Raw genomic sequence first — 21,717 nt, forward strand, 5'->3', positions numbered from 1 at the left:
GTGGAGCGGTCAGGCGCCGTCCTCTCCGGTACGGCGACGCGAGAAGTGGTACGCCGCTCCCACCGAACCGGCGATCAGGGCCGCGCCCATGCCGAGTTCCTTGAGGTCGAAGCCGGCGATGCTGCCGCCCTCACCGGCCCTGACCCCGCGGGGGATCTGCTGGGCCGGCTGCAACGGCTGGATGTTGTTGTTCGTGCGGCCGGAGGCGATGGTCAGACCCGTGGAGCCGCTCTCGCCGCCGCACGTGAACGTCACCTGGTACACCGCGCCCGGCCTGGCGTCCCAGTCGACCATCGCCGTCGCCGAGGACTGCCCCGGCGAGATCCTGACCGTGTCGAAGACCCCGGAGGAGACCGTGGCCGAGCCCCTGCACCCGCCGTTGTCCCGGTCGAGTTGCAGGGTCACCTGGCCGCCCGCCGCGATCGTCGAGGGCAGGACGCTGAAGCCGAACGGCGTGATGTTGTGGTTGCCGTCGCCCTTCGCGACGGCGAGCGGCGCGGACAGGGCGAGGGCGCTGATGCCCAGCAGTGCGGCCGAGGCGACGCGTATCGCGCGCATGGTGATTCCTCCGGGTCCCCGAGGAGCAGCAGCGGACCTTTTCCGCTTGCGCCGTAAATGCACCTCGATGACCGAAACGCTAGGAACATGTGTGCGCTCCCGCGATCGCAGTCGCGCGAATGGGGCAATCGTGTGGGCCGCACAGGGGACGCCGTTCCTGCGACCGGGGGACGCCCGCGGCGTGGCGGACGTCCCCCTCCGAGTCTCCCGGCGAGTGCGCCGGTGGCCGGCTCCGGTGAGGGGCCGTCAGCCCTTGATGTGCGGGAAGAGGTCCAGGAACGGCTGCGCCGACGCCGTGATGCCGCGGCTGTACGGCGCGTCGAAGTCCCAGATCAGGAACAGCAGGAAGGCGATCAGCGCCGAGAACAGCCCGGCGAGGATCAGTTCCCGCGTCGTACGCCGGATCTGGAGTGCGAAGACCATGCCGATGGTGATCACAGCCCCGGCGAGCAGCCCGAACCACACCACCGACGGCATGGTCGCCCCGGTGGAGTTGGAACGGGCGCTGCGTGCCGAGTCCAGGGCGGCCACCTGGTCGACGAGCGGCTGGTAGGCCTGCGCCTGGAAGTCCGTCTTCGGCTGGTAGTCCGTGACGTCCGCGCGGATCCGCTGCAGGAGGTCGGTGCCGCGCTGGGTGAGCTTCTCGTGGTCGGCCATCGTCTTCCACTCGACGTCGACGACCTGTGAGACGTACGCCTCGACATCGGCCCGGACCCGGTCACGTTCGGCCGGCGGATAGACCCGCACCCGCTCCGAGATCTCGTGCAGCGCCTGTGCCTCCGCCTGCACATGGTCCTGGGCGGCGCTGCGGGCCTCCCAGACACCGGCGATCGCCAGACCCAGGACGATGGCGTACACCACGCCGATCCACATCGTCATGTACTCGATGACGTCCGGGGTATCGCTGGGGTCCTCGTCCTCGGACGCCGCGCGTTCGCGCAGGAAGGTGATGATGACGACGACGACACAGGCCGCCGCCATCGCGAGGACCAGAACAAGCCATTCCGACAAGGGGTTCCTCCGGGGATCAGCGCGGACGCAGCGCGGCGATGGCGACCACCGCGGGCATGGTGATGAGCAGGACGTAGACGACGGGCGGCGTCCGGCTGGGGGCGGGCCGCGGGTGCGGCTGGGCGTGGTACTTCGGATAACTCACCGGGGTCGCCGCGGGATGCGGGGCGGGCCTGGGCGATGGCGTCGGTTTCGGCGGCGGGGTCGGTGTGGGCGTGGGCGTCGGGGCCGCCCGGGGCGGCGGAGCCGCGGGCGCCGGTCGGGGCGCCGGAGCGGGCGGCGGTGGCGTGGGCTTCGGCGTGGGTCGCGGCTTCGGCGTCGGCGTCGGCCGGGGTGTCGGAGTAGGGGTCGGCGTCGGCTTCGGAGGGGGCGGCGGTGTGGGCTTCGGCGGTGGCGGAGTGGGCGTCGGGGAGGGGCAGGGCGGCGGCGGGGGCGGTTTCGGCGTCGGCTTCTGACAGGCCGGGGGGATCGGCCAGGAGTCGCCACCGGCGACCGCCACCGCCTCCGTGCCGTCCGGCCCCGTCGAGGCGTACGCACACGCGTCGGCCGCCGCCAGGCCCGCCGGTGCGCCCGCCAGCAGCCAGGTCAGCGTCACCAGGGTCAACACCCTTGCGACGAGGGCGGTTCGGGTGGGTTCGGGTCCATGCACGACGGAGATCATGAGGCCTCGCGCGCCGGGACGCGCCGGGGCGCGGAAGGATTGCCCCGAAGGAGTGGAAGGCGAGGTGCGACGGTTTGACGAACCGTTTCGCGAAGGTGGCCGGATGCGTACGCGCATGCGACAGCGGTGCTGTGTCACAGGTGTCGGAAAGAAATTTGTGCGGCCGTTGAACACTTCCGTGGTCCCCACCCGTACCTAGGACCGTGCGGCGGCACAGACGGGCGCTGCAACATCCAGGTGATTATGGGGAGTTGACGATGAAGACCTCCTGGCGGAGCGCCTCACTCGCGGCGACGGCCGTGTCCGTCATGGCGTTGACGGCGGCGTGCGGTTCGGAAAATGTGACCACGCCTTCCTCTGCGGCACAGAACGTCGGTGCCACGGCGGCGGCCGGAGGTTACGGAAGCGTCGGTGCGGCCACGTCCAGCCCCAGCACCGGTTCGGGCAACGGATACGGCGCCGACGGCCAGCAGGCCGCGGCCGCCGAGCCCGCGGGTGAGCTGACCGTTGCCAACAACCCCGACCTCGGCAAGGTGTTGAGCGACGGAGCGGGTCTGACCCTCTACCGTTTCGACGCCGACACGGCCAATCCGCCCAAGTCGAACTGCGACGGCGACTGCGCCACCGCGTGGCCGCCGGTTCCCGCGGACGACGCCACGGCCGGTGCCGGTATCGACAAGGCCCTCCTCGGCGAGGTGACCCGCACCGACGGCACCAAGCAGCTGACCATCGGCGGCTGGCCCGCCTACCGTTACGCCAAGGACGTGAACGCCGGTGACGTCAACGGCCAGGGTGTGGGCGGCAAGTGGTACGCGCTGGCCCCCGACGGCAAGAAGGCGACCCTCGCCAGCCTGCCCGGCCTGTCCGTGAAGAAGGACGCCAAGCTCGGCGACATCGTCGTCGACAAGAACGGCCACACGGTCTACCGCTTCCTCAAGGACAAGGCATGGCCCAAGTCCGTCTCGAACTGTGTCGGTGCCTGCGCGGAGAAGTGGCCGGCCGTCGGGATCGTCTCGGCGAACGACACCAAGGGCGTCGAGAAGAAGGGCCTCATGGGCTTCACCCGGTCCGACGGCGCCAAGCAGATGACCGTCGACTGCTGGCCGATCTACACCTTCTCCGGTGACACGGCCGCCGGACAGACCAACGGTCAGGGCGTGGGCGGCACTTGGTACGCCGTCTCCCCTGAAGGTAAAGCGGTCGGCGCGCCCGCGGCGTAGCGAGAACCTCCCCAGGGTTGATCGCCCCCCGCCCACTCGGCACCGAGACGCGGAAGGGAGGGACGTGGGCAAGCGACCACCATGCCGAACAACAGCAGCGCGCGCGACCCCAGGTCCGCCCCCTCCGCACCGCACGGAGGGGGCGGGCCGCTTTGGCGTTCTCCAGCCGCCAATTCCGGCATTCGCCGCGCTTCTCCGCGAGTCCCCGCACGTCAATTCGGCACGTGCCGTGGGCAGTCACCGGGAACGGATGGTCAATTTCCGTTTCCGCTCGCTCCTTTGGCGGGCGATCAGTAGCCTCAGCTCGAACACCGGATCGCCTACGCCTTGGAGAGATACATGGAGCGTCCCGCCTGGGCACCACGAAGCATCGACATCTCGGTGCCGAGCGTTTCGCGTATCTACGACTACTACCTGGGCGGTTCGCACAACTTCGAGGTCGACCGGGAGGCGGCCCGCAAGGCCATGGAGTTCCTCCCGGGACTTCCCAAGATCATGCAGGCGAACCGGGCGTTCATGCGCCGCGCCGTACGCTTCGCGGCGGCCGAGGGCATCACCCAGTTCCTCGACATCGGCTCCGGGATCCCCACCTTCGGCAACGTCCACGAGGTGGCCCAGGCGGCCAGCCCCGGCGCCCATGTCATGTACGTCGACCACGACCCGGTGGCGGTCGCGCACAGCCAGGCCGTGCTGGCCGGCAACGAGACCGCGGGCGTCGTCGCGGCCGACCTCCGCAAGCCCCAGGAGATCCTGGCGAGCCCCGAGGTCCAGCGGCTGATCGACGTGAATCGACCAGTGGCCTTACTTCTCGTTGCCATACTGCACTTCGTGGAAGACACGGACGACCCGTACGGAGCGGTTGCACAGCTGCGCGAGGCGCTCGCGCCCGGCAGCCTGCTCATCCTCACCCATGCCTCGTACGAGGGAATCCCGCTGCCACCGGAGCGGGCGGAGGGCGCGGTCGACGTGTACAAGGACATTCGCAATCCGCTGATCATGCGCTCGCGCGAGGAGATCGCGCGGTTCTTCGAGGGGTACGACATGGTGGAACCCGGACTGGTGCCGATGCCGGAGTGGCGGCCGGACACGGTGCTGGAGGACGAGGATCCGTACTCCTTCTCCGGATTCGCCGGCGTAGGACGCACGGCGTGATCGCGGAGCCGGACGGGCCGGAGGGCAGACTGCGCAGGTTCGCGACGATCTGGAGCCGCGCGGTGTTCCCGGCGACCTCCACCTCGCTGACCCGGCCCGAGTTCGAGGAGCTGCTCCTGCCGCTGGCGCGGCGGTTGAGCGAGGCGCTGCGCGCCAGGACCTTCGAGGCCGAGGAGGGCAAGGCCGTCGGCGCCGCCCTCGTCGCCGCGCACTGCACCGACCCCGACGCCCTCACCCACACCCTGGAGTGCGTCGACGCCTACCTGGTCCTCTACTGCGGCGGCGACGGCTCCCAGGAGGACCTGCGGATCCGCTCGGCCCGCCTCCAGCACGCCCTGGCCGCCGGCTTCGCCCAGGAACTGCGCGAGCGCACGCTGGCCGAGCAGGAGGCCATCTCGGTGGCAGCCCTCCAGGCCCAGGGCGTCGTCGCCCAGGCCCTGCACGCGACCGAGGCCCGCTTCCGCGCGGTCTTCGAGGGCGCGGCCATAGGAATCGGCATGGCCGACCTCGACGGCAACATCCTCCAGGTCAACGGCGCGCTGCTGCGCATGTTCGGCATCACCGAGCAGACCATGGGCGGCCGCAACGTCCGCGAGTGGACCCACCCGGACGACGCGCCCCAGACCTGGACCCTCTACGACGAACTCGTCCGCGGCGAGCGCGAGCACTACCACGTCGAGAAGGCGTTCTACCGCCCTGACGGAACGGTCCTGTGGACCAACCTCACGGTCTCCCTGCTGCGCGACGCCGACGGCAACCCGCAGTACCAGCTGGCCCTCATGGAGGACACCACCGAGCGCCGGCTGCTCAATCTGCGGCTGCGCTACGAGGCGACCCACGACGCGCTCACCGGCCTCCCCAACCGCACCCTGTTCTTCGAACGCCTGGAGAAGGCGCTCGGCGCGGGCAACAACCAGCGGTTCGGCCTGTGCTACCTCGACCTCGACGGCTTCAAGACCATCAACGACAGCCTCGGCCACGCGGCCGGCGACCGGCTGCTCGTCGAGGTCGCCGACCGGCTCCAGTCCTGCGCTACCGCGCCCGGCGAGATGGTCGCCCGGCTCGGCGGCGACGAGTTCGTGGCGCTGACCACCGGACCCGACACCGAGCGCGAGGTCGACGAACTCGCCGGCCGGATCATGAACGCCCTGATCACCCCGGTCAGCATCGACGGCCGTGACCTCACCGTGCGCGGCTCCATCGGCATCGTCGAGGGCCCGGCGGGCGAGCGCGGCCCGGCGGAGGTGCTGCGCAGCGCCGACATCACGATGTACCGCGCCAAGTCGGCGGGCGGCAACCGCTTCGAACTCGCCGACCCCGAGGCCGACGCCCGCGCGATCACCCGCCACGGCCTGACCAACGCACTGCCCGCCGCCCTGGACCGGGGCGAGTTCTTCATCGAGTACCAGCCGCTGGTCCACCTCGGCGACGGCAGCGTGCACGGCGCCGAGGCCCTGGTCCGCTGGCTGCACCCGCAGCACGGCGTCCTGGGCCCCGACCGCTTCATCCCGCTCGCCGAACACACGGGCCTGATCGTGCCGTTGGGCCGCTGGGTCCTGGAACAGTCCGTACGACAGGCCCGCGCCTGGCGCGAGTCGTACGGCGACGGCGTGCCCCTGCGCATCAACGTCAACCTCTCGCCCTGCCAGCTCACCCACCCCGGCCTGGTCCAGGACACCGTGGACATCCTGGAGCGCACCGGCGTCTCCCCCGACGCGCTCTGCCTGGAGGTCACCGAGTCGGCGCTGATCGGAGCCGACGACGATCTGCTGAAGCCGCTGCGGCAACTCGCCGAGATGGGCGTCGACATCGCCCTGGACGACTTCGGCACCGGCTACTCCAACCTCGCCAACCTCCGCCGCCTCCCGGTGAGCATCCTCAAGCTGGACCGCTCCTTCACCCAGAGCATGCAGCAGTTCCCGGCCGACCCCGTCGACCTCAAGATCGTCGAGGGCATCGTCTCCCTCGCCCACAGCCTGAACCTCACGGTGACGGTCGAGGGCGTCGAGACGGGCGCGCAGGCCGAACAGCTCCGCATACTCGGCTGCGACACGGCCCAGGGCTGGTACTACGCCCGCCCCGGCCCGCCGGACCGACTGCACGACCTGGCGCTGGTCGACGCGACGGGCTGAGCGGGCGAGGACTCAGGGGAGAGGAACCGAGCGCAGGGAGCGATGCGCGGCGGCCTGGATCACTATGTGGCCCGCGTCGCCGCCCAACGGCACGACGAGTCCGGGATGTTCGCCGCCCCGTGCCTGCGGATACGCCGGGGACATGCGCGGCGCGGCGGATCCGGTCGCCCGCGGGCCCTCGCGCAGGTCGATCGTGATCACACGTCCCTTGGTGGGCTTGTCGTTCTCCGGGGTGAAGGTCACGAACCGTCCACCGACGACGCCCGCCTGGTACGTGGTGGTGGGATAGCTCCAGAGCTTGCGGTGCCGGACGAGGTCGTACGCGTTCCAGTCACCGCCGCCCGGGTCCTCCGCGCTGGTCTCGAACAGCATCAGCACACCGTCGGCCGAGATCAGACCGCGTGCGGGCAGCATGCCGGTGCCCTCGGCGGTCGGCAGGGGCTTCAGCGAGACCGCGTCCAGGCGCTGCAACGGCGGGAAGTAGTCCATGGCGGAGTACGGACTGCCGGTGCACACCAGGTAGGCGCCGCCGGAGACGAGGTTCGGGCACTCGGTGGCGCGCGGGCTGGTCGCCACAGCCGCGCCCGTGCGGGCGTCGCGGGCGGTGACCCGAGCGCCGTCGGTGACGTAGACGCGACCGCCGAAGGCCGCCATGTTCCCGTACGGATCCGCGTCGACGGTGCGATGCCACAGTTGCCTGCCGTCGGACGCTCGGAAGGCGCGCAGGACGACGTCCTCGGAGGGCTCGGCCAGGGCTTCGAGGGCGTAGACGGTTCCGTCCGCCGCGCCGATGGCGGCGGAGGTGCTGCCGTCGGCCAGCCGGTGGGTCCAGGCTGCCTTGCCCGTGCGCAGATTCGCGGCGCGCAGGATCTCACCGCCGCCGGCCACGGCCCGCTCGTCGGCGGCGTCGACGACGAGCACGGGCTTCTTGACACTGCCGGTCACGGGGACGCTCCACGTGACCTTGCCGGTGTCCCGGGACCGACCCAGGAGTCCGCCGGAGCGCGTCCCGCACACGAGCTGATGCGCGGTCGCCTGGCAGAGGCCCTCCTGAGCGGAGTTGGCGATGGTCCAGGCACGCCACGTACCGGAGTGCGCGGCGGAGGAAGCTCCGGCCGCCGAGACCGTCGTACGCCCCGAGCCGTCGGAAGGCGTGTTCCCCGTGCCCGCGCAACCCGCGATCAGCAGCCCGACGAATGCCGCTCCGACCAGTCGTATCCGTCCCAATTCCGGACCCCCGTTCGAGAAACCGACATCCTACGGGCGATCAACGTTCCAGCAGCATCCGCTGCAACTCCCTCGCCGCCCGCGGCGGAGCCACATCGCTGCGATGCGCGAGTGCGATCGTCCGGTGCAGCCCGGGCCGCGCCAGCGGGGTCACCCGCAGCCCCCGCCCCGACTTCGTCGCCACCATGCGCGGTACGACGGCCACGCCGAGCCCCGCCCGCACGAAGCCGAGCACGGCGTCCATCTCGCCGCCCTCCACCGCGAAGTCGGGTTCGAAGCCCTCGGCGCGGCACGCGGCGACGGTCAGTTCCCGCAGGTCGTAGCCGTGCCGGAACATCACCAGACGCTCGCCCTCCAGATCGGCGATCCGCACCGTCCGCCCACGCCCCGGCACCGGCGCCTCCGGTGACGACACGACCACCAGGTCCTCGCGCAGCAGCTCCACCGTCGTCAGCGCCGGTGACGGGGTGGGCAGCGGCAGGACCACCAGGGCCAGGTCCAGGGCGCCGCGCGCGAGTTCGCGTACGAGATCGTGCGAACCGCCCTCCTCGATCAGCAGCCGGATGCCCGGATAGCGGTCGTGGAAGGCGCGCAGCACATCCGGCAGCAGACCAGTGCACAGACTCGGGGTCGCCCCCAGCCTGATCCGGCCGCTGCGCAGTTGGACCAGTTCGAGGACCTCGTGCCGGGCCGTGTCCGCGTCCGCCAGGATGCGCCGGGCCAGCGGCAGCAGCGCCTCGCCGGCGTCGGTGAGCGTGATGTTGCCCCGCGCCCGCAGGAACAGATCCGCGCCCAACTCCCGCTCCAGCGCCTTGATCTGCTGGGACAGCGAGGGCTGCGCGACATGGACGAGATCGGCGGCCCGGGTGAAGTGCCGGGTCTCGGCGACGGCCACGAAGTACTGGAGCTGCTGGAACTGCATACACCCACGATAGCCGTAGCCTATGGAATCCAGGCAGATCATGTCTTGGACCGATCGACCTGTCGGCGCCTAACGTCCTTGGACATGGCTCTGGCAACGCGGACGGACCGACGGCCGTCGATGGCGCGCACGGTGTGGGACAGCTCCGTCGGCAAGAAGGCAGTGATGGCGGTCAGCGGCCTGATCATGCTGCTGTACCTGGTCGTCCACATGATCGGCAACCTGAAGATCTTCTTCGGCGCGGGGGAGTTCAACCACTACGCCCACTGGCTGCGCACCGTCGGCGAGCCCTTCATGCACTACGAGTGGACGCTCTGGCTGATCCGGATCGGCCTCGTCGTCGCCGTGGTCGCCCACGCCGTCTCCGCGTACCAGCTCAGCCGCCGCGACATCAGGGCGCGCCCCAGCAAGTACGTGCACAAGAAACCCCGGGCGACCTACGCCACCCGCACCATGCGCTGGGGCGGGATCATCCTCGCCCTGTTCATCGTCTGGCACATCCTCGACCTGACGACCGGCACCGTGCACTCCGGCGGCTTCCAGGAGGGCCACCCGTACCAGAACGTCGTGGACACCTTCTCCACCTGGTACGGCGACACCATCTACATCGTCGCGATGCTCGCCCTCGGCCTGCACGTCCGGCACGGCTTCTGGAGCGCGGCCCAGACCCTCGGCGCGGGCAGCCGCAGCCGCGACCGCGCCCTGAAGACGACCGCCAATGTCCTCGCGCTGCTGCTCACCGCCGGCTTCATCGCCGTGCCCGTGGGCGTCATGACCGGAGTGGTGAGCTGAAATGGCCCTTGAATACGCGGACTTCACGACCGGGGAACCCGTCACCGACACCAAGTCCCCGACCGGCCCCATCAACGAGCGCTGGGACACCCGCCGTTTCGAGGCGAAACTTGTCAACCCGGCCAACCGGCGCAAACACACGGTGATCGTCGTCGGCACCGGCCTCGCGGGCGGCGCGGCGGGCGCCACCCTCGCCGAACAGGGCTACCACGTGGTCCAGTTCTGCTACCAGGACTCCCCGCGCCGCGCCCACTCGATCGCCGCCCAGGGCGGCATCAACGCGGCGAAGAACTACCGCAACGACGGCGACTCCGTCCACCGCCTCTTCTACGACACCGTCAAGGGCGGCGACTTCAGGGCCCGCGAGTCCAACGTCCACCGTCTCGCGCAGATCTCCGTCGAGATCATCGACCAGTGCGTCGCGCAGGGCGTGCCCTTCGCCCGCGAGTACGGCGGCCTCCTCGACACCCGCTCCTTCGGCGGTGTGCAGGTGTCCCGGACGTTCTACGCCCGCGGCCAGACCGGGCAGCAACTCCTGCTCGGCGCCTATCAGGCGCTGTCCCGGCAGATCGCCGCCGGCACCATCGAGATGCACCCGCGCACCGAGATGCTCGACCTGATCGTCATCGACGGGAAAGCGCGCGGGATCGTCGCGCGCGATCTGATCAGCGGCCGTATCGACACGTACTTCGCGGACGCCGTCGTGCTCGCCAGCGGCGGCTACGGCAATGTCTTCTACCTGTCGACGAACGCCATGAACTCCAACGCCACCGCGATCTGGCGGGCCCACCGGCGCGGCGCGCTCTTCGCCAACCCGTGCTTCACGCAGATCCATCCGACCTGCATCCCGCGCACCGGCGAGCACCAGTCCAAGCTCACCCTGATGAGCGAGTCGCTGCGCAACGACGGCCGGATCTGGGTGCCGAAGGCCAAGGGCGACGAACGCCCGCCGAACCAGATCCCCGAGGACGAGCGCGACTACTACCTGGAGCGCATCTACCCGGCCTTCGGCAACCTCGTGCCCCGCGACATCGCCTCCCGCGCCGCGAAGAACGTGTGCGACGAAGGCAGGGGCGTCGGCCCCGGCGGGCAGGGCGTCTACCTCGACTTCGCCGACGCCACACGGCGGTTGGGCCGCAAGGCCGTCGAGGAGAAGTACGGCAACCTCTTCGACATGTACGCCCGGATCACCGCCGAGGACCCGTACACGGTCCCCATGCGGATCTACCCCGCCGTGCACTACACGATGGGCGGCCTCTGGGTCGACTACGACCTCCAGACCACCATCCCCGGCCTGTTCGCGATCGGCGAGGCCAACTTCTCCGACCACGGCGCCAACCGCCTCGGCGCCTCCGCGCTGATGCAGGGCCTCGCCGACGGCTACTTCGTGCTCCCGGCGACCATCAACGACTACCTCGCCCGGCACCCCGGACACGAGGAGATCGGCATCCAGCACCCGGCCGTACAGGAGGTGTTGGCCGAGACCGAGGACCGCCTCAACCTGCTGCTCGCGGTGGACGGCGACCGTACCCCCGACTCCTTCCACCGTGAACTCGGCGAACTCATGTGGGAGTTCTGCGGAATGGCCCGCACCGACAGCGGACTGCGCAAGGCGCTGGAGCGCATCCCGCAGATCCGCGAGGAGTTCTGGCGGCGGATCAAGGTCCCGGGCACCGGCGAGGAGTTCAACCAGTCGCTGGAGAAGGCCAACCGCGTCGTCGACTACCTCGAACTCGCCGAGCTGATGTGCCTCGACGCACTGAACCGCGCCGAGTCCTGCGGCGGCCACTTCCGCGAGGAGTCGCAGACCCCGGACGGCGAAGCGGCGCGCAGGGACGAGGAGTTCGGCTACGCGGCCGCCTGGGAGTTCACCGGCACCGGTTCAACTCCCGTACTGCACAAGGAAGACCTCGTCTTCGAGTACGTCCACCCCACTCAGCGGAGCTACGCATGAAGCTCACCCTGCGCGTCTGGCGGCAGAAGAACGCCGACGCCGAAGGCGCCATGTCCACCTATCAAGTGGACGGAATCTCCACGGACATGTCGTTCCTGGAGATGCTCGACACCCTCAACGAGGAGCTCATCCTCAAGGGTGACGACCCGGTCGCCTTCGACCACGACTGCCGCGAAGGCATCTGCGGCGCCTGCTCGCTCGTCATCAACGGCGACGCGCACGGCCCCGAACGCACCACCACCTGTCAGCTCCACATGCGGTCCTTCGAGGACGGCGACACGATCGACATCGAGCCGTGGCGCGCCTCGGCCTTCCCGGTCGTCAAGGACCTCGTCGTGGACCGCTCGGCCTTCGACCGGATCATCCAGGCGGGCGGATACATCACCGCCCCGACCGGCGCGGCCCCCGAGGCACACGCCACCGCCGTGCCCAAACCGGACGCCGACTTCGCCTTCGAGCACGCCGAGTGCATCGGCTGCGGGGCATGCGTGGCCGCGTGCCCGAACGGCGCGGCGATGCTGTTCACCTCCGCCAAGATCAACCACCTGGGCGTCCTCCCGCAGGGCGCCCCCGAGCGCGAGACCCGTGTCCTCGACATGGTCACGCAGATGGACGACGAGGGCTTCGGCGGCTGCACCCTGGCCGGCGAGTGCGCCACCGCCTGCCCGAAGGGCATCCCGCTGGTGTCCATCACGAGCATGAACAAGGAGTGGCTGCGGGCGACCCGCAAGGTCGCCAAGCGCTGAACACCCCCACGAACTCCCTTGAGGGACAAGAACGTTCGCCGACAAGACGCGGACGGGCGGGGCCGGGAGTGGTGCTCATCCCCGGCCCCGCCAAGCACCGGAGCACGCGGACGCCGTTCAACAACCCCACATCCCGGCTCCGGGCACAGGTCACGCGCAGGACGCCCGGCATAGGAAGAACTAGTGCGGCTGGACTTACGGAACCGGCCAGCTTGTTCCTCCGCCGTCCCCGGCCCGTGATCAGGGAGAGCCATGACCGGCGTTTCCACCCTCGACCGTCCCTCGCAGCCCGCCGCGCCGACCCGCTACACCGTCACGCTCGCCCGAGACGAGGACGATGTACGTGCCGCGCAGCGGCTGCGGCACGACGTCTTCGCCGGGGAGATGGGCGCCCACCTGTCCAGCCCGGAACCCGGCCTGGACGTCGACGCCTTCGACGCCTACTGCGACCACCTCCTCGTCCGCGACACGGTCACCGGGCAGGTGGTCGGCACCTACCGGCTGCTGCCGCCCGAGCGGGCCGCGGTCGCCGGACGGCTCTACTCGGAGAGCGAGTTCGACCTCGCCCCCCTCGACGGCATCCGCCCCGGCCTCGTCGAGGTCGGCCGCTCCTGCGTCCACCCCGACCACCGCGACGGCGCGGTCATCGGCCTCATCTGGGCCGGCATAGCCCGCTACATGGTGGACCGCGGCCACGACTGGCTCGCCGGCTGCTGCTCCATCCCGCTGGCCGACGGCGGCGCCCTCGCCGCCGGCACCTGGGACCGGGTCGGCGCCAAGCACCTCGCCCCCGAGGAGTTCCGGGTACGCCCGCTGCTGCCCTGGAGCGCCGACGGCGTGACCCGCCCCGCCGGACGCGTCGAACTCCCGCCGCTGCTGCGCGGATACGTCCGCCTCGGCGCCTGGGTCTGCGGCGAGCCCGCCCACGACCCGGACTTCGGGGTCGCCGACCTGTACGTGCTGCTGTCGATGCGCCGGGTCAACCCGCGCTATCTGCGGCACTTCCTCTCACTCGTCCCGGCGTGATGAGCGTCTGGCTGCCCAGCGCGCCCTGCACCCCCAGGACGTGCATCGAGTCGAAGGGGTCCGTCACGGCCGTACCGCGCGCCGTGCTGCGCTTCGTGACCGTCCTGGCCGTGGTGGCCGTCGGGGCCGCACTCACCCCCGTCGGCAGCCGGATCCCCGCCCGCGCGGTGCGCTGGTGGTGCCGGACGATCGTCCGGTCCGCCGGCATCCGGCTCCGCATCACCGGCACCACCACGTCCACCGGCGGTCTGCTGCTGGTCGCCAACCACATCTCGTGGCTGGACATCCCGCTGCTGGCCGCCGTACGCCCCGCCCGCATGCTGGCCAAGGCCGAGATCAGGCACTGGCCCGTCGCCGGCACGCTCACCGCGGGCAGCGGCGCCCTGTTCATCGACCGCGACCGGCTGCGCGCACTCCCCGAGACGGTCGCCTCCATCGCGGGTGCCCTGCGCGCCGGGGGAGCGGTCGCCGTCTTCCCCGAGGGCAGCACCTGGTGCGGCCGGGCCCAGGGCCACTTCCGACGGGCCGTCTTCCAGGCCGCGCTCGACGCCGGAGTACCCGTCCAGCCCGTCGGCCTGCACTACCTCACCGACGGCGGCACCGCCAGCACGGCCCCCGCCTTCGTCGGCAGCGACTCCCTGCTCACCTCGGTGTGGCGGGTGGTGTCGACGCGCGGTCTGGTCGCCGAGGTCGAGGTGGGCGAGACCATCGCGCCCGGCAGCCACCCCGACCGCCGCTCCCTCGCCCACGCGGCACAGTCCGGGGTGACCGCTCAGCCCCGGCACCAGGACCACTGCACCTCGGTGACGCAGGCCCCGCGGAAAATCCGCAGGACGGCGCGGAGGCGTCCTGTTAGCGTTGCGTCCATGAGGATCATCAGGCACACCGGCACCGCGACCGCGCGAGCGACCAGCTCGCCGGCTGCCGACGCCTGACCTCACAGACCTCTCCCGGCGGCCGGAAACGGACCGCCGGGACGTGTCGTTCCCAGCCTCTTCGCAGGTCTCCCCGCGGTTCCTTTCCGGTCCCCACCGACCTGAAGGACTCACCGCGATGAACACCGACGACACCGTCCGCACCTTCCTCGACTTCTACCGCGAACGCGGGCACGAGTTGATCACCGGCAGCACCCTCCTGCCACCGCCCTCGGACCCGGTCCTCTTCACCACCTCCGGCATGCACCCCCTCACGCCGTACCTCCAGGGCCGTCCCCATCCACAGGGACGACGCCTGGTCAACGTCCAACGCTGTCTGCGCACCACCGACCTCGACGAGATCGGCGACGTCACCCACCTGACCGTGTTCGAGATGCTCGGCTCGTGGTCGCTCGGCGACTACGACCACCCGCAGAGCCTGCGCTGGGGCCACGAACTCCTGCGGGACGGCTTCGGCATCCCGAGCGAGAAGTTGTACGTCACCGTCTTCGGCGGCGACGAACAGGTCGGCCCCGACCTCGAATCCCTGCGCACCTGGCGGGAGTTGGGCCTGCCGCTGGAGTCGACCCGGGACGAGAACTGGTGGTCCAACGGCACCGTCGGCCCCTGCGGCCCCGACTCCGAGATCTTCTTCTGGACCGGCGACGGCCCACCGGAGGGCCGCCCGACCACCGACTCCCGCTGGGTGGAGATCTGGAACCACGTGCACATGCGGTACGAACGGGGCGAGGACGGCGGGCTCGTGCCGCTGCGACAGGTCAACGTCGACACGGGCATGGGGCTGGAGCGGCTCGTGTCCGTCCTTCAGGGGCGGCGGTCGGTCTACGAGACGGATCTGTTCGAGCCGTGGATGAGGACGGTTCCGCCGCTGTGGGATCTGGACGAGCAGTCGACGCGGGTGGTCTGTGATCATCTGCGGTCGAGTGTCGTGGTCGTGGGGGACGGGGTGCGGCCTTCCAACACCGGGCGTGGGTATGTTCTACGGCGGCTGGTGCGGCGGTTGCTCACGGTGCTGCGGCGGGATGATCCTTCGCGGACGGTGGGCGATCTGCCGGTCGGGCTTGTCGAGCACACGTTGGATCATTTTCGGCAGTCTCTGGGGGCCGGGATTGTGCGGGATGTTCTTCTCGACGAGGAGCGGCGGTTCGGGCGGCTTCTTGAGCGGGGGCGGAGGGTGTTGTCCCGGCCGCGGTTTCAGGGGGCGTTGACCGAGGAGGACTACGGGTATCTCCATGACACGCATGGGCTGCCCCGTGAAATGGTCGCCGGGTTGATGGAAGACAGGTAGTCGGTTGGGTGCGGGCGCGCTGTCGCTGGTCGCGCAGTTCCCCGCGCCCCCTAAAAACAGGGCAACCAGCCGAGCGCGCTTGCCAGATAGGGCGCTGTCGCGCTCCCTGCCGCCCTCGCTACATCCCTCGGCGGGCCCGTTGCCACGATCCTGCCGCCCTCCTCCCCTCCACCCGGACCCATGTCGATCACCCAGTCCGCGCCCGCCACCACCGCCATGTCGTGCTCGACCACCACCACTGTGTGGCCGGAGTCGACCAGGCCGTGAAGTTGGCCGAGGAGGACCTCGACGTCGGCCGGGTGGAGGCCGGTGGTGGGTTCGTCGAGGAGGTAGAGGGTGTGGGTGCGGTGGGCGCGTTGCAACTCGGTGGCCAGTTTGATGCGTTGGGCCTCGCCGCCGGACAACTCGGTGGCGGGCCTGCCCAGGTGCAGGTAGCCGAGGCCCACGTCCAGGAGGGTGGTGAGGCTGCGGGACACGGCCGGGGTGTCCGTGTCCGCGAAGAAGTCCGCCGCGCTCTCCACCGTCAGGTCGAGGATCTGCGCGATGTTCCTTCCCCGGTACGTCACTTGGAGGGTCTCGGGGTTGTAGCGCGCCCCGCCGCAGTCCGGGCAGGGGGCGTAGGTGCTCGGGAGGAAGAGCAGCTCGACGCTCACGAATCCTTCGCCCTGGCAGGTCTCGCAGCGGCCTCCCGGCACGTTGAAGGAGAACCGGCCTACGCCGTAACCCCGTTGGCGTGCCTCGTCGGTGCTCGCGAAGACCTTGCGGACGACGTCGAAGAGGCCGGTGTAGGTGGCGAGGTTCGAGCGCGGGGTGCGGCCGATGGGTTTCTGGTCGACCGACACCAGGCGCCCCACGCCCGGCAGTTCCTCGGTGATCTCGCCGATGAGCGTGGACTTGCCCGAGCCCGAGACGCCGGTGACCGCCGTGAAGACACCGAGGGGGAACTCGGCCGTCACGTCCCGCAGGTTGTGCCGGGTCACCGGACCCACCTTCAACTCGCCGCGCGGTGAACGGACTTCGCGGGTCGGGGTGGGGGAGCGGTCGAAGAGGAAGCGGGCCGTCGCCGACTCCGTCACCGTCGCCAGCCCGGCCACCGGTCCGCTGTGCAGGATCCGCCCGCCGTGCTCGCCGGCCAGCGGGCCCACGTCCACCAGCCAGTCGGCGGCGCGCATGACGTCCAGGTGGTGCTCCACCACGAACACCGAGTTGCCCGCCGACCTGAGCCGGTCCAGCACCGTGAGCAGGGCCCTGGTGTCGGCGGGGTGCAGGCCAGCGGACGGTTCGTCGAGGACGTAGACGACGCCGAAGAGGCCGGACCTCAACTGGGTCGCCAGGCGCAGGCGTTGGAGTTCGCCCGCCGAGAGGGTGGGGGTCGCGCGGTCCAGGCTGAGGTAGCCGAGGCCCAGTTCGAGGATGGGGGCGATCCGGGAGGTGAGGTCCTCGGTCAGGACGCGGGCCGCCTCCGAGGTGCCGCCCAGCGTGCCCGCGAGCTCCGCCAGCGGGAGTGCGGCCAGGTCGGCGATCGTGCGGCCCGCGACGGTGACCGAGAGGGACTCGGCTCGTAGTCTGCTGCCACCGCACACCGGGCAGGGGGTACTGGTCAGGAAGCGTTCGGCCTTGGTCCGCAGGGTCGGGCTCTTCGTGTCGGAGAAGGTCTTCATGACGTAGCGGCGGGCACTCATGTACGTGCCCTGGTACGGGCGTTGGATGCGGTCGGCATCCCGTACCGGGTGGACCGTGACCACCGGCTGTTCGTCCGTGAAGAGGATCCACTCGCGCTCTTCGGCGGGGAGTTCGCGCCAGGGAACGTCCACGTCGTGGCCGAGGGTGTCGAGGATGTCGCGCAGGTTCTTGCCCTGCCAGGCGCCCGGCCACGCGGCGATCGCGCCCTCGCGGATCGACAGGGAGGGGTCGGGGACCAGGGACTCCTCGGTCGTCCGGTGCACCCGGCCGAGGCCGTGACACTCGGGGCACGCGCCCGCCGCCGTGTTCGGGGAGAAGGCGTCCGAGTCGAGGCGCTCGGCCCCGGGCGGGTAGTCGCCGGCGCGGGAGAACAGCATCCGGAGTGAATTGGAGAGGTTGGTGACCGTGCCCACCGAGGAACGGGACGTGGGGGTCGAGCGGCGTTGCTGGAGCGACACGGCGGGCGGAAGGCCGGTGATCTCGCCGACCTTCGGGGCACCGACCTGGTGGATCAGCCTGCGGGCGTACGGGGCCACCGACTCGAAGTAGCGGCGCTGGGCCTCCGCGTAGATCGTGCCGAAGGCGAGGGACGACTTCCCGGAGCCGGAGACGCCTGTGAACACGGTCAACACATCCCGCGGGATGTCGACGTCGACGCCCTGGAGGTTGTGCTCGCGGGCGTCGCGGACACGGACGTAGGGGTCGGGGACGTAGGGCTCGCGGGGGCTGTGCATGACCTGGCGAGTCTATGCGAGCCCGCCGCGTGCCGCCCGGTGAGCTGCGGGGGTGCGGAGGTGCGGGGGTGGCCGCGCTGTGCCACGTTGGAAGGCACGGATGCCGACCGCCGCCGCCGGGCCCGGGTCGACGCGGCCGACCGCACGATCGAGATCTGGGTCAGCCGAGCGGCCGAGCACGGGCTGGGCCGCGTTCGCACCCCTCTGGGAGACAGGTATGACCAGTTATCGAGTCGCGCAAGTGAGCGCCGCCGGCGGCGAGTTCGCGATCGTCGAGCGGGACGTGCCGGAGCCCGGCCCGGGCCATGTGCGGATCGCCGTGGAAGCCTGCGGGATCTGCCACAGCGACACCTTCTTCGTGGACGCCGGAGTGCCGGGAGTGCAGTTCCCGCTGGTCACCGGGCACGAGATCGCCGGGCACATCGACGCGCTCGGCGAGGGCGCCTCGGACCGGGGCTGGCGGGTCGGCGACCGGGTGGCCGTCGGCTGGTTCGGCGGCAGCTGTGGCTACTGCACCCCGTGCAGGCAGGGCGACTTCATCGTCTGCGAGAACCTCAAGGTGCCCGGCTGGGCGTACGACGGAGGCTTCGCGGAGATGACCGTGGCGCCGGTCGACGCGCTCGCCCGGATCCCCGAGGGGCTGCCCGCGAGTGCCGCCGCGCCGATGGGGTGTGCGGGCGTGACCACGTTCAACGGGCTGCGGCGCAGTTCGGCCGGGCCGGGCGACCTGGTGGCCGTACTCGGACTCGGCGGTCTCGGGCACCTGGGCGTGCAGTACGCGGTCGCCATGGGATTCGAGACCGTGGCGATCGCGCGCGGAGCCGAAAAGGCCGACTTCGCCAAGCAGTTGGGCGCGCACCACTACGTCGACAGCACGGCGGACACCGAAGTCGCGGAGGCGCTGCGGGCGTTGGGCGGTGCCAAGGTGGTCCTCGCCACGGCGGGCAACGCCGATGCCGCCACGGCGACCGTGGAAGGGCTGAGGCACCGCGGCGAGCTGGTCGTCGTCGGGGCGGACACCGCGCCGTTGGGGATCAGTCCGCTCCAACTGCTCATGAGCGCCAAGGTGGTTCGGGGTCACCCGTCCGGCACCGCGCAGGACGTGCAGGACACTCTGGACTTCAGCGCCCTGCACGGCATCCGCCCGATGGTGGAGACCGTGCCCCTGGATCAGGCGGGCGAGGCTTATCGGCGGATGCTGTCCGGAGCCGCGCGCTTCCGGATGGTGCTCACCCCATGAGTGAGGCGAGCCGCCGGTAGGAGTCCAGCAGGGCCTCGCGGTCGTAGGTGCTGGTGGTGACGAGGACCTCGTCGGCCGCCGTCTCCTTCAGGACCGTCTCCAGCTCGTGGGCCACCTGTTCCTCGGTGCCCGCGAGCTGTCCGGTGAGCCCGGACTCGTAGAAGCCGAACTCCCGTTCGGTCATGGCCAGTTGCTCCACACGCTCGGCGGGCGGCAGCGGCGGGAACGTGCCGTGGGTGCGCGAGTACGCCATCGACCAGGCCTCCGGGACGAGGAGCCGACGGGCCGCCTCGGGGGTCGCGGCCACGGCGATCGTGCCCGAGATGACGACATACGGCTCGGCGGTCCAGGGGGAGGGGCGGAAGCGGGCGCGGTAGTGGTCGATGCCGCGCCGCATCTTGTCCCGGTCGCGGAGGTCGCCGATCACCATCGGCAGGCCCGCCCGGGCGGCGATGTCGGCGCCCTCGCCCATCGCGAGCACGAAGGGCGGGACGCTCAGGCCCTCGGAGGGGCGCGCGTGCGCGCCGGTGGGCGAGGTGCCCCGGAACCAGCCGATGAGTTCGTCGAGCTGTCCGGCGAAGTCGTCGGCGTCGTCCTTGTCACGGCCCAGCGCCTTGCGCACGCCGTCGGTGAAGCCGACCGAGCGGCCGAGTCCCATGTCGATCCGGCCGGGGAACAGCGACTCCAGGACCCCGAACTGCTCGGCCACGACCAGGGGTTGGTGGTTGGGCAGCATCACCCCGCCCGTGCCGACCCGGATGGTCCGGGTGGCCGAGGCGACGGCGGCGGCCAGCACGGTCGGCGCGGAACCGGCGACCCCGGGCACGCCGTGGTGCTCCGACACCCAGAACCGGTGATAACCCAGCTCCTCGGCCTCCCGCGCCAGCCGCACGGTGTCACGCAGCGCCTCGGCGGGCGGGTGCCCCTCGCGGGTGCGGGAGCGGTCGAGGACGGAGAAGGGGGTCGAGGCGATCACGGAACTCACATCGTGTTCAACGCGAGGGAGCCTGCGGCATTCCCGGGGCGGTCGGTCCTCGGCGCGCGGCAGCCCGTGCGCGTACGCCCTCGCCGGCCGCCGAGGGACGAGGTGGCGTTGACCCCGTGGCCGTCCCCGAGCGGCAGATGCCCCACAGCACACCGCCGTCGCCGCGCCCGGTGGAAGGCCACGACACCCGCTCGCGTGCCCGTCACCGTCGCCGGGACCGGACCCGTGCGTCCCGTGGCGGGTCGATGAACTGCATCTCCAGCGTGACCGGCGGCTCCGCGAGCCCCGGTCCGCCCGCCGCCGCCCACTCCAGCACTTCCTCCGTGCAGTCGTCGTCCATCGCGAACCCCACCCAGGTCGGCCGCCCACCGGCCCGCCGCCCCGCGGCCGACGGCTGGACCACGATCACGTTGGCCTGGTCGCAGGGGCCCAGACAGTCCGTCGTACGGACGGCGAAACCGTGCTCGGCGGCGCCGGACCGCAGTCGTTCGAGCTGCCAGGCGTGGTCGGTGCCGGGGTGTTTGCGCGGGTCGCCGCAGCAGCAGCCCCGGCAGACCACCAGGGTGCAGGGGCGCTCGCGAGCGGCGCCGATCAGGAAGGTTCGGGAAGCGGGAATGGCGGCAGACATGCCAAAAGCATGAGGCCACGGCTCCGGCGCGTGCGAAGGGGGTCCCGCTGTCCGCCTAAGGTGGCCCGGTGACAGCTGACAGCAGGCGGCCACTCGCCGTGTTCGACCTCGACAACACCCTTGCCGACACGGCGCACCGGCAGCGGTTCCTGGAGAACAAGCCGCGCGACTGGGACGGCTTCTTCGGTGCCGCCGCGCAGGACCCGCCGCTCGCGGAGGGCGTCGCTCTGGCGCTGGAGTACGCGAAGGAGTGCGAGGTCGTCTATTTGACCGGGCGGCCCGAGCGCTGCCGGCGCGACACGCTCGCCTGGCTCGCCGCGCAGGGGCTGCCCGACGGGCGGGTCCTCATGCGGCGCAACGACGACCGCAGGCCCGCCCGGCGCACCAAGCTGGAGGTCCTCAAGCGGCTCGCCCGGGACCGCGACATCCGGGTTCTCGTGGACGACGACGAGTTGGTCTGCGACGACGCCGAGCGCGCCGGGTTCAGGGTCGTACGGGCCCGCTGGACCGCCCCCTCCGCCGCGCTGGAGGCGGCACAGGAGGGGGAGGGCCGGACCTGAGGAGTCTCTGCCCTACGGCTGTCAGTCCTCGTCCTCGATGCGGAAGCCGACCTTCAGACCGACCTGGTAGTGCTCGATCTGCCCGTTCTCGATCTGGCCCCTGACCTGCGTCACCTCGAACCAGTCGAGGCTGCGGAGGGTCTGCGCGGCGCGGGCGACGCCGTTGCGGATGGCCTGGTCGATGCCCTCGTGAGAGGTGCCGACGATCTCGGTGACCCGGTACGTGTGATCGGACATGCGGGTACTCCTCTCGGCCGTGACGG

At 70.9% G+C, this 21,717-nt stretch carries 21 protein-coding genes; 12 read left to right on the plus strand and 9 right to left on the minus strand.

Annotation, left to right across the window (positions count from 1 at the left end):
* Positions 1 to 9 precede the first annotated feature (9 nt).
* The 3 genes from ACIRRY_RS04275 to ACIRRY_RS04285 form a co-directional block, all read right to left on the minus strand.
* Positions 10 to 558, minus strand: a complete 549-nt coding sequence (locus tag ACIRRY_RS04275; RefSeq protein ID WP_403967716.1) for a hypothetical protein — start codon at positions 556 to 558, stop codon at positions 10 to 12.
* A 246-nt stretch (positions 559 to 804) separates the two neighbouring features.
* Entirely contained in the window at positions 805 to 1,569 is a 765-nt protein-coding gene (locus ACIRRY_RS04280; protein ID WP_403967718.1) for a DUF4239 domain-containing protein, read from the minus strand.
* 16 nt (positions 1,570 to 1,585) lie between these two features.
* Positions 1,586 to 1,714: a hypothetical protein gene (locus ACIRRY_RS04285; protein WP_403967720.1), complete on the minus strand. Its 129-nt coding sequence runs from the start codon at positions 1,712 to 1,714 to the stop codon at positions 1,586 to 1,588.
* A 70-nt stretch (positions 1,715 to 1,784) separates the two neighbouring features.
* Between ACIRRY_RS04285 and ACIRRY_RS04290 the strand changes: the two genes are divergently transcribed.
* From ACIRRY_RS04290 to ACIRRY_RS04305, 4 genes are all read left to right on the plus strand, one after another.
* Complete coding sequence (locus tag ACIRRY_RS04290) at positions 1,785 to 2,024, plus strand: hypothetical protein (protein ID WP_403967722.1); 240 nt, start codon at positions 1,785 to 1,787, stop codon at positions 2,022 to 2,024.
* Between the two features lie 463 nt (positions 2,025 to 2,487).
* The gene (locus ACIRRY_RS04295) at positions 2,488 to 3,450 is read left to right on the plus strand and encodes an SCO0930 family lipoprotein (protein WP_403967724.1); all 963 of its coding nucleotides are present in this window, start codon (positions 2,488 to 2,490) and stop codon (positions 3,448 to 3,450) included.
* 339 nt (positions 3,451 to 3,789) lie between these two features.
* On the plus strand, positions 3,790 to 4,602 hold the full coding sequence (locus ACIRRY_RS04300; RefSeq protein ID WP_200680603.1) for an SAM-dependent methyltransferase: 813 nt from the start codon (positions 3,790 to 3,792) through the stop codon (positions 4,600 to 4,602).
* Complete coding sequence (locus ACIRRY_RS04305) at positions 4,599 to 6,734, plus strand: putative bifunctional diguanylate cyclase/phosphodiesterase (RefSeq protein WP_403967726.1); 2,136 nt, start codon at positions 4,599 to 4,601, stop codon at positions 6,732 to 6,734. Before ACIRRY_RS04300 ends, ACIRRY_RS04305 begins: the two co-directional genes overlap by 4 nt.
* 12 nt (positions 6,735 to 6,746) lie before the next feature.
* On the opposite strand, the gene ACIRRY_RS04310 is transcribed toward ACIRRY_RS04305, so the two are convergent.
* Together ACIRRY_RS04310 and ACIRRY_RS04315 are read right to left on the minus strand one after the other, a co-directional pair.
* The gene (locus tag ACIRRY_RS04310; RefSeq protein WP_403967728.1) at positions 6,747 to 7,961 is read right to left on the minus strand and encodes a PQQ-binding-like beta-propeller repeat protein; all 1,215 of its coding nucleotides are present in this window, start codon (positions 7,959 to 7,961) and stop codon (positions 6,747 to 6,749) included.
* A 40-nt stretch (positions 7,962 to 8,001) separates the two neighbouring features.
* Entirely contained in the window at positions 8,002 to 8,883 is an 882-nt protein-coding gene (locus tag ACIRRY_RS04315; RefSeq protein ID WP_403586405.1) for a LysR family transcriptional regulator, read from the minus strand.
* A 120-nt stretch (positions 8,884 to 9,003) separates the two neighbouring features.
* On the opposite strand from ACIRRY_RS04315, the gene ACIRRY_RS04320 reads away from it, so the two are divergent.
* From ACIRRY_RS04320 to ACIRRY_RS04345, 6 genes are all read left to right on the plus strand, one after another.
* Entirely contained in the window at positions 9,004 to 9,675 is a 672-nt protein-coding gene (locus ACIRRY_RS04320; protein ID WP_403968347.1) for a succinate dehydrogenase, read from the plus strand.
* Position 9,676: 1 nt separating this feature from the next.
* Positions 9,677 to 11,629: a fumarate reductase/succinate dehydrogenase flavoprotein subunit gene (locus ACIRRY_RS04325; RefSeq protein ID WP_403967730.1), complete on the plus strand. Its 1,953-nt coding sequence runs from the start codon at positions 9,677 to 9,679 to the stop codon at positions 11,627 to 11,629.
* Positions 11,626 to 12,375 carry a succinate dehydrogenase/fumarate reductase iron-sulfur subunit gene (locus ACIRRY_RS04330; RefSeq protein WP_403967732.1) on the plus strand — a complete coding sequence of 250 codons (750 nt, stop codon included), beginning with the start codon at positions 11,626 to 11,628 and terminating at the stop codon, positions 12,373 to 12,375. Before ACIRRY_RS04325 ends, ACIRRY_RS04330 begins: the two co-directional genes overlap by 4 nt.
* A 252-nt stretch (positions 12,376 to 12,627) precedes the next feature.
* The gene (locus ACIRRY_RS04335; protein WP_403967734.1) at positions 12,628 to 13,401 is read left to right on the plus strand and encodes a GNAT family N-acetyltransferase; all 774 of its coding nucleotides are present in this window, start codon (positions 12,628 to 12,630) and stop codon (positions 13,399 to 13,401) included.
* Positions 13,401 to 14,336 (plus strand): lysophospholipid acyltransferase family protein, encoded by a 936-nt coding sequence (locus ACIRRY_RS04340; protein ID WP_403967736.1) that lies wholly within the window; start codon positions 13,401 to 13,403, stop codon positions 14,334 to 14,336. The genes ACIRRY_RS04335 and ACIRRY_RS04340 overlap by 1 nt, the downstream gene beginning before the upstream one ends.
* A 118-nt stretch (positions 14,337 to 14,454) precedes the next feature.
* Entirely contained in the window at positions 14,455 to 15,624 is a 1,170-nt protein-coding gene (locus tag ACIRRY_RS04345) for an alanine--tRNA ligase-related protein (RefSeq protein ID WP_403967738.1), read from the plus strand.
* A 50-nt stretch (positions 15,625 to 15,674) separates the two neighbouring features.
* Here the strand turns inward: ACIRRY_RS04345 and ACIRRY_RS04350 are convergent, their stop codons facing one another.
* A complete protein-coding gene (locus ACIRRY_RS04350; protein WP_403967740.1) occupies positions 15,675 to 18,041 on the minus strand; it encodes an ATP-binding cassette domain-containing protein in 2,367 nt (788 codons plus the stop codon).
* A 217-nt stretch (positions 18,042 to 18,258) separates the two neighbouring features.
* Between ACIRRY_RS04350 and ACIRRY_RS04355 the strand changes: the two genes are divergently transcribed.
* A complete protein-coding gene (locus tag ACIRRY_RS04355; protein WP_403967742.1) occupies positions 18,259 to 19,281 on the plus strand; it encodes an alcohol dehydrogenase in 1,023 nt (340 codons plus the stop codon).
* Here ACIRRY_RS04355 and ACIRRY_RS04360 read toward each other — a convergent pair.
* Entirely contained in the window at positions 19,271 to 20,266 is a 996-nt protein-coding gene (locus ACIRRY_RS04360; protein WP_403967744.1) for an LLM class flavin-dependent oxidoreductase, read from the minus strand. The genes ACIRRY_RS04355 and ACIRRY_RS04360 overlap by 11 nt on opposite strands.
* A 202-nt stretch (positions 20,267 to 20,468) precedes the next feature.
* On the minus strand, positions 20,469 to 20,894 hold the full coding sequence (locus ACIRRY_RS04365) for a (2Fe-2S) ferredoxin domain-containing protein (RefSeq protein ID WP_403967746.1): 426 nt from the start codon (positions 20,892 to 20,894) through the stop codon (positions 20,469 to 20,471).
* A 68-nt stretch (positions 20,895 to 20,962) separates the two neighbouring features.
* Between ACIRRY_RS04365 and ACIRRY_RS04370 the strand changes: the two genes are divergently transcribed.
* Positions 20,963 to 21,454, plus strand: coding sequence for a hypothetical protein (locus tag ACIRRY_RS04370; RefSeq protein ID WP_403967748.1), 492 nt, complete (start codon positions 20,963 to 20,965; stop codon positions 21,452 to 21,454).
* Positions 21,455 to 21,475: 21 nt separating this feature from the next.
* On the opposite strand, the gene ACIRRY_RS04375 is transcribed toward ACIRRY_RS04370, so the two are convergent.
* Entirely contained in the window at positions 21,476 to 21,691 is a 216-nt protein-coding gene (locus ACIRRY_RS04375; protein ID WP_403967750.1) for a dodecin, read from the minus strand.
* Positions 21,692 to 21,717: the final 26 nt, after the last annotated feature.

The sequence above is a fragment of the Streptomyces sp. NPDC101776 genome (assembly GCF_044766845.1).
Lineage (GTDB): Bacteria > Actinomycetota > Actinomycetes > Streptomycetales > Streptomycetaceae > Streptomyces.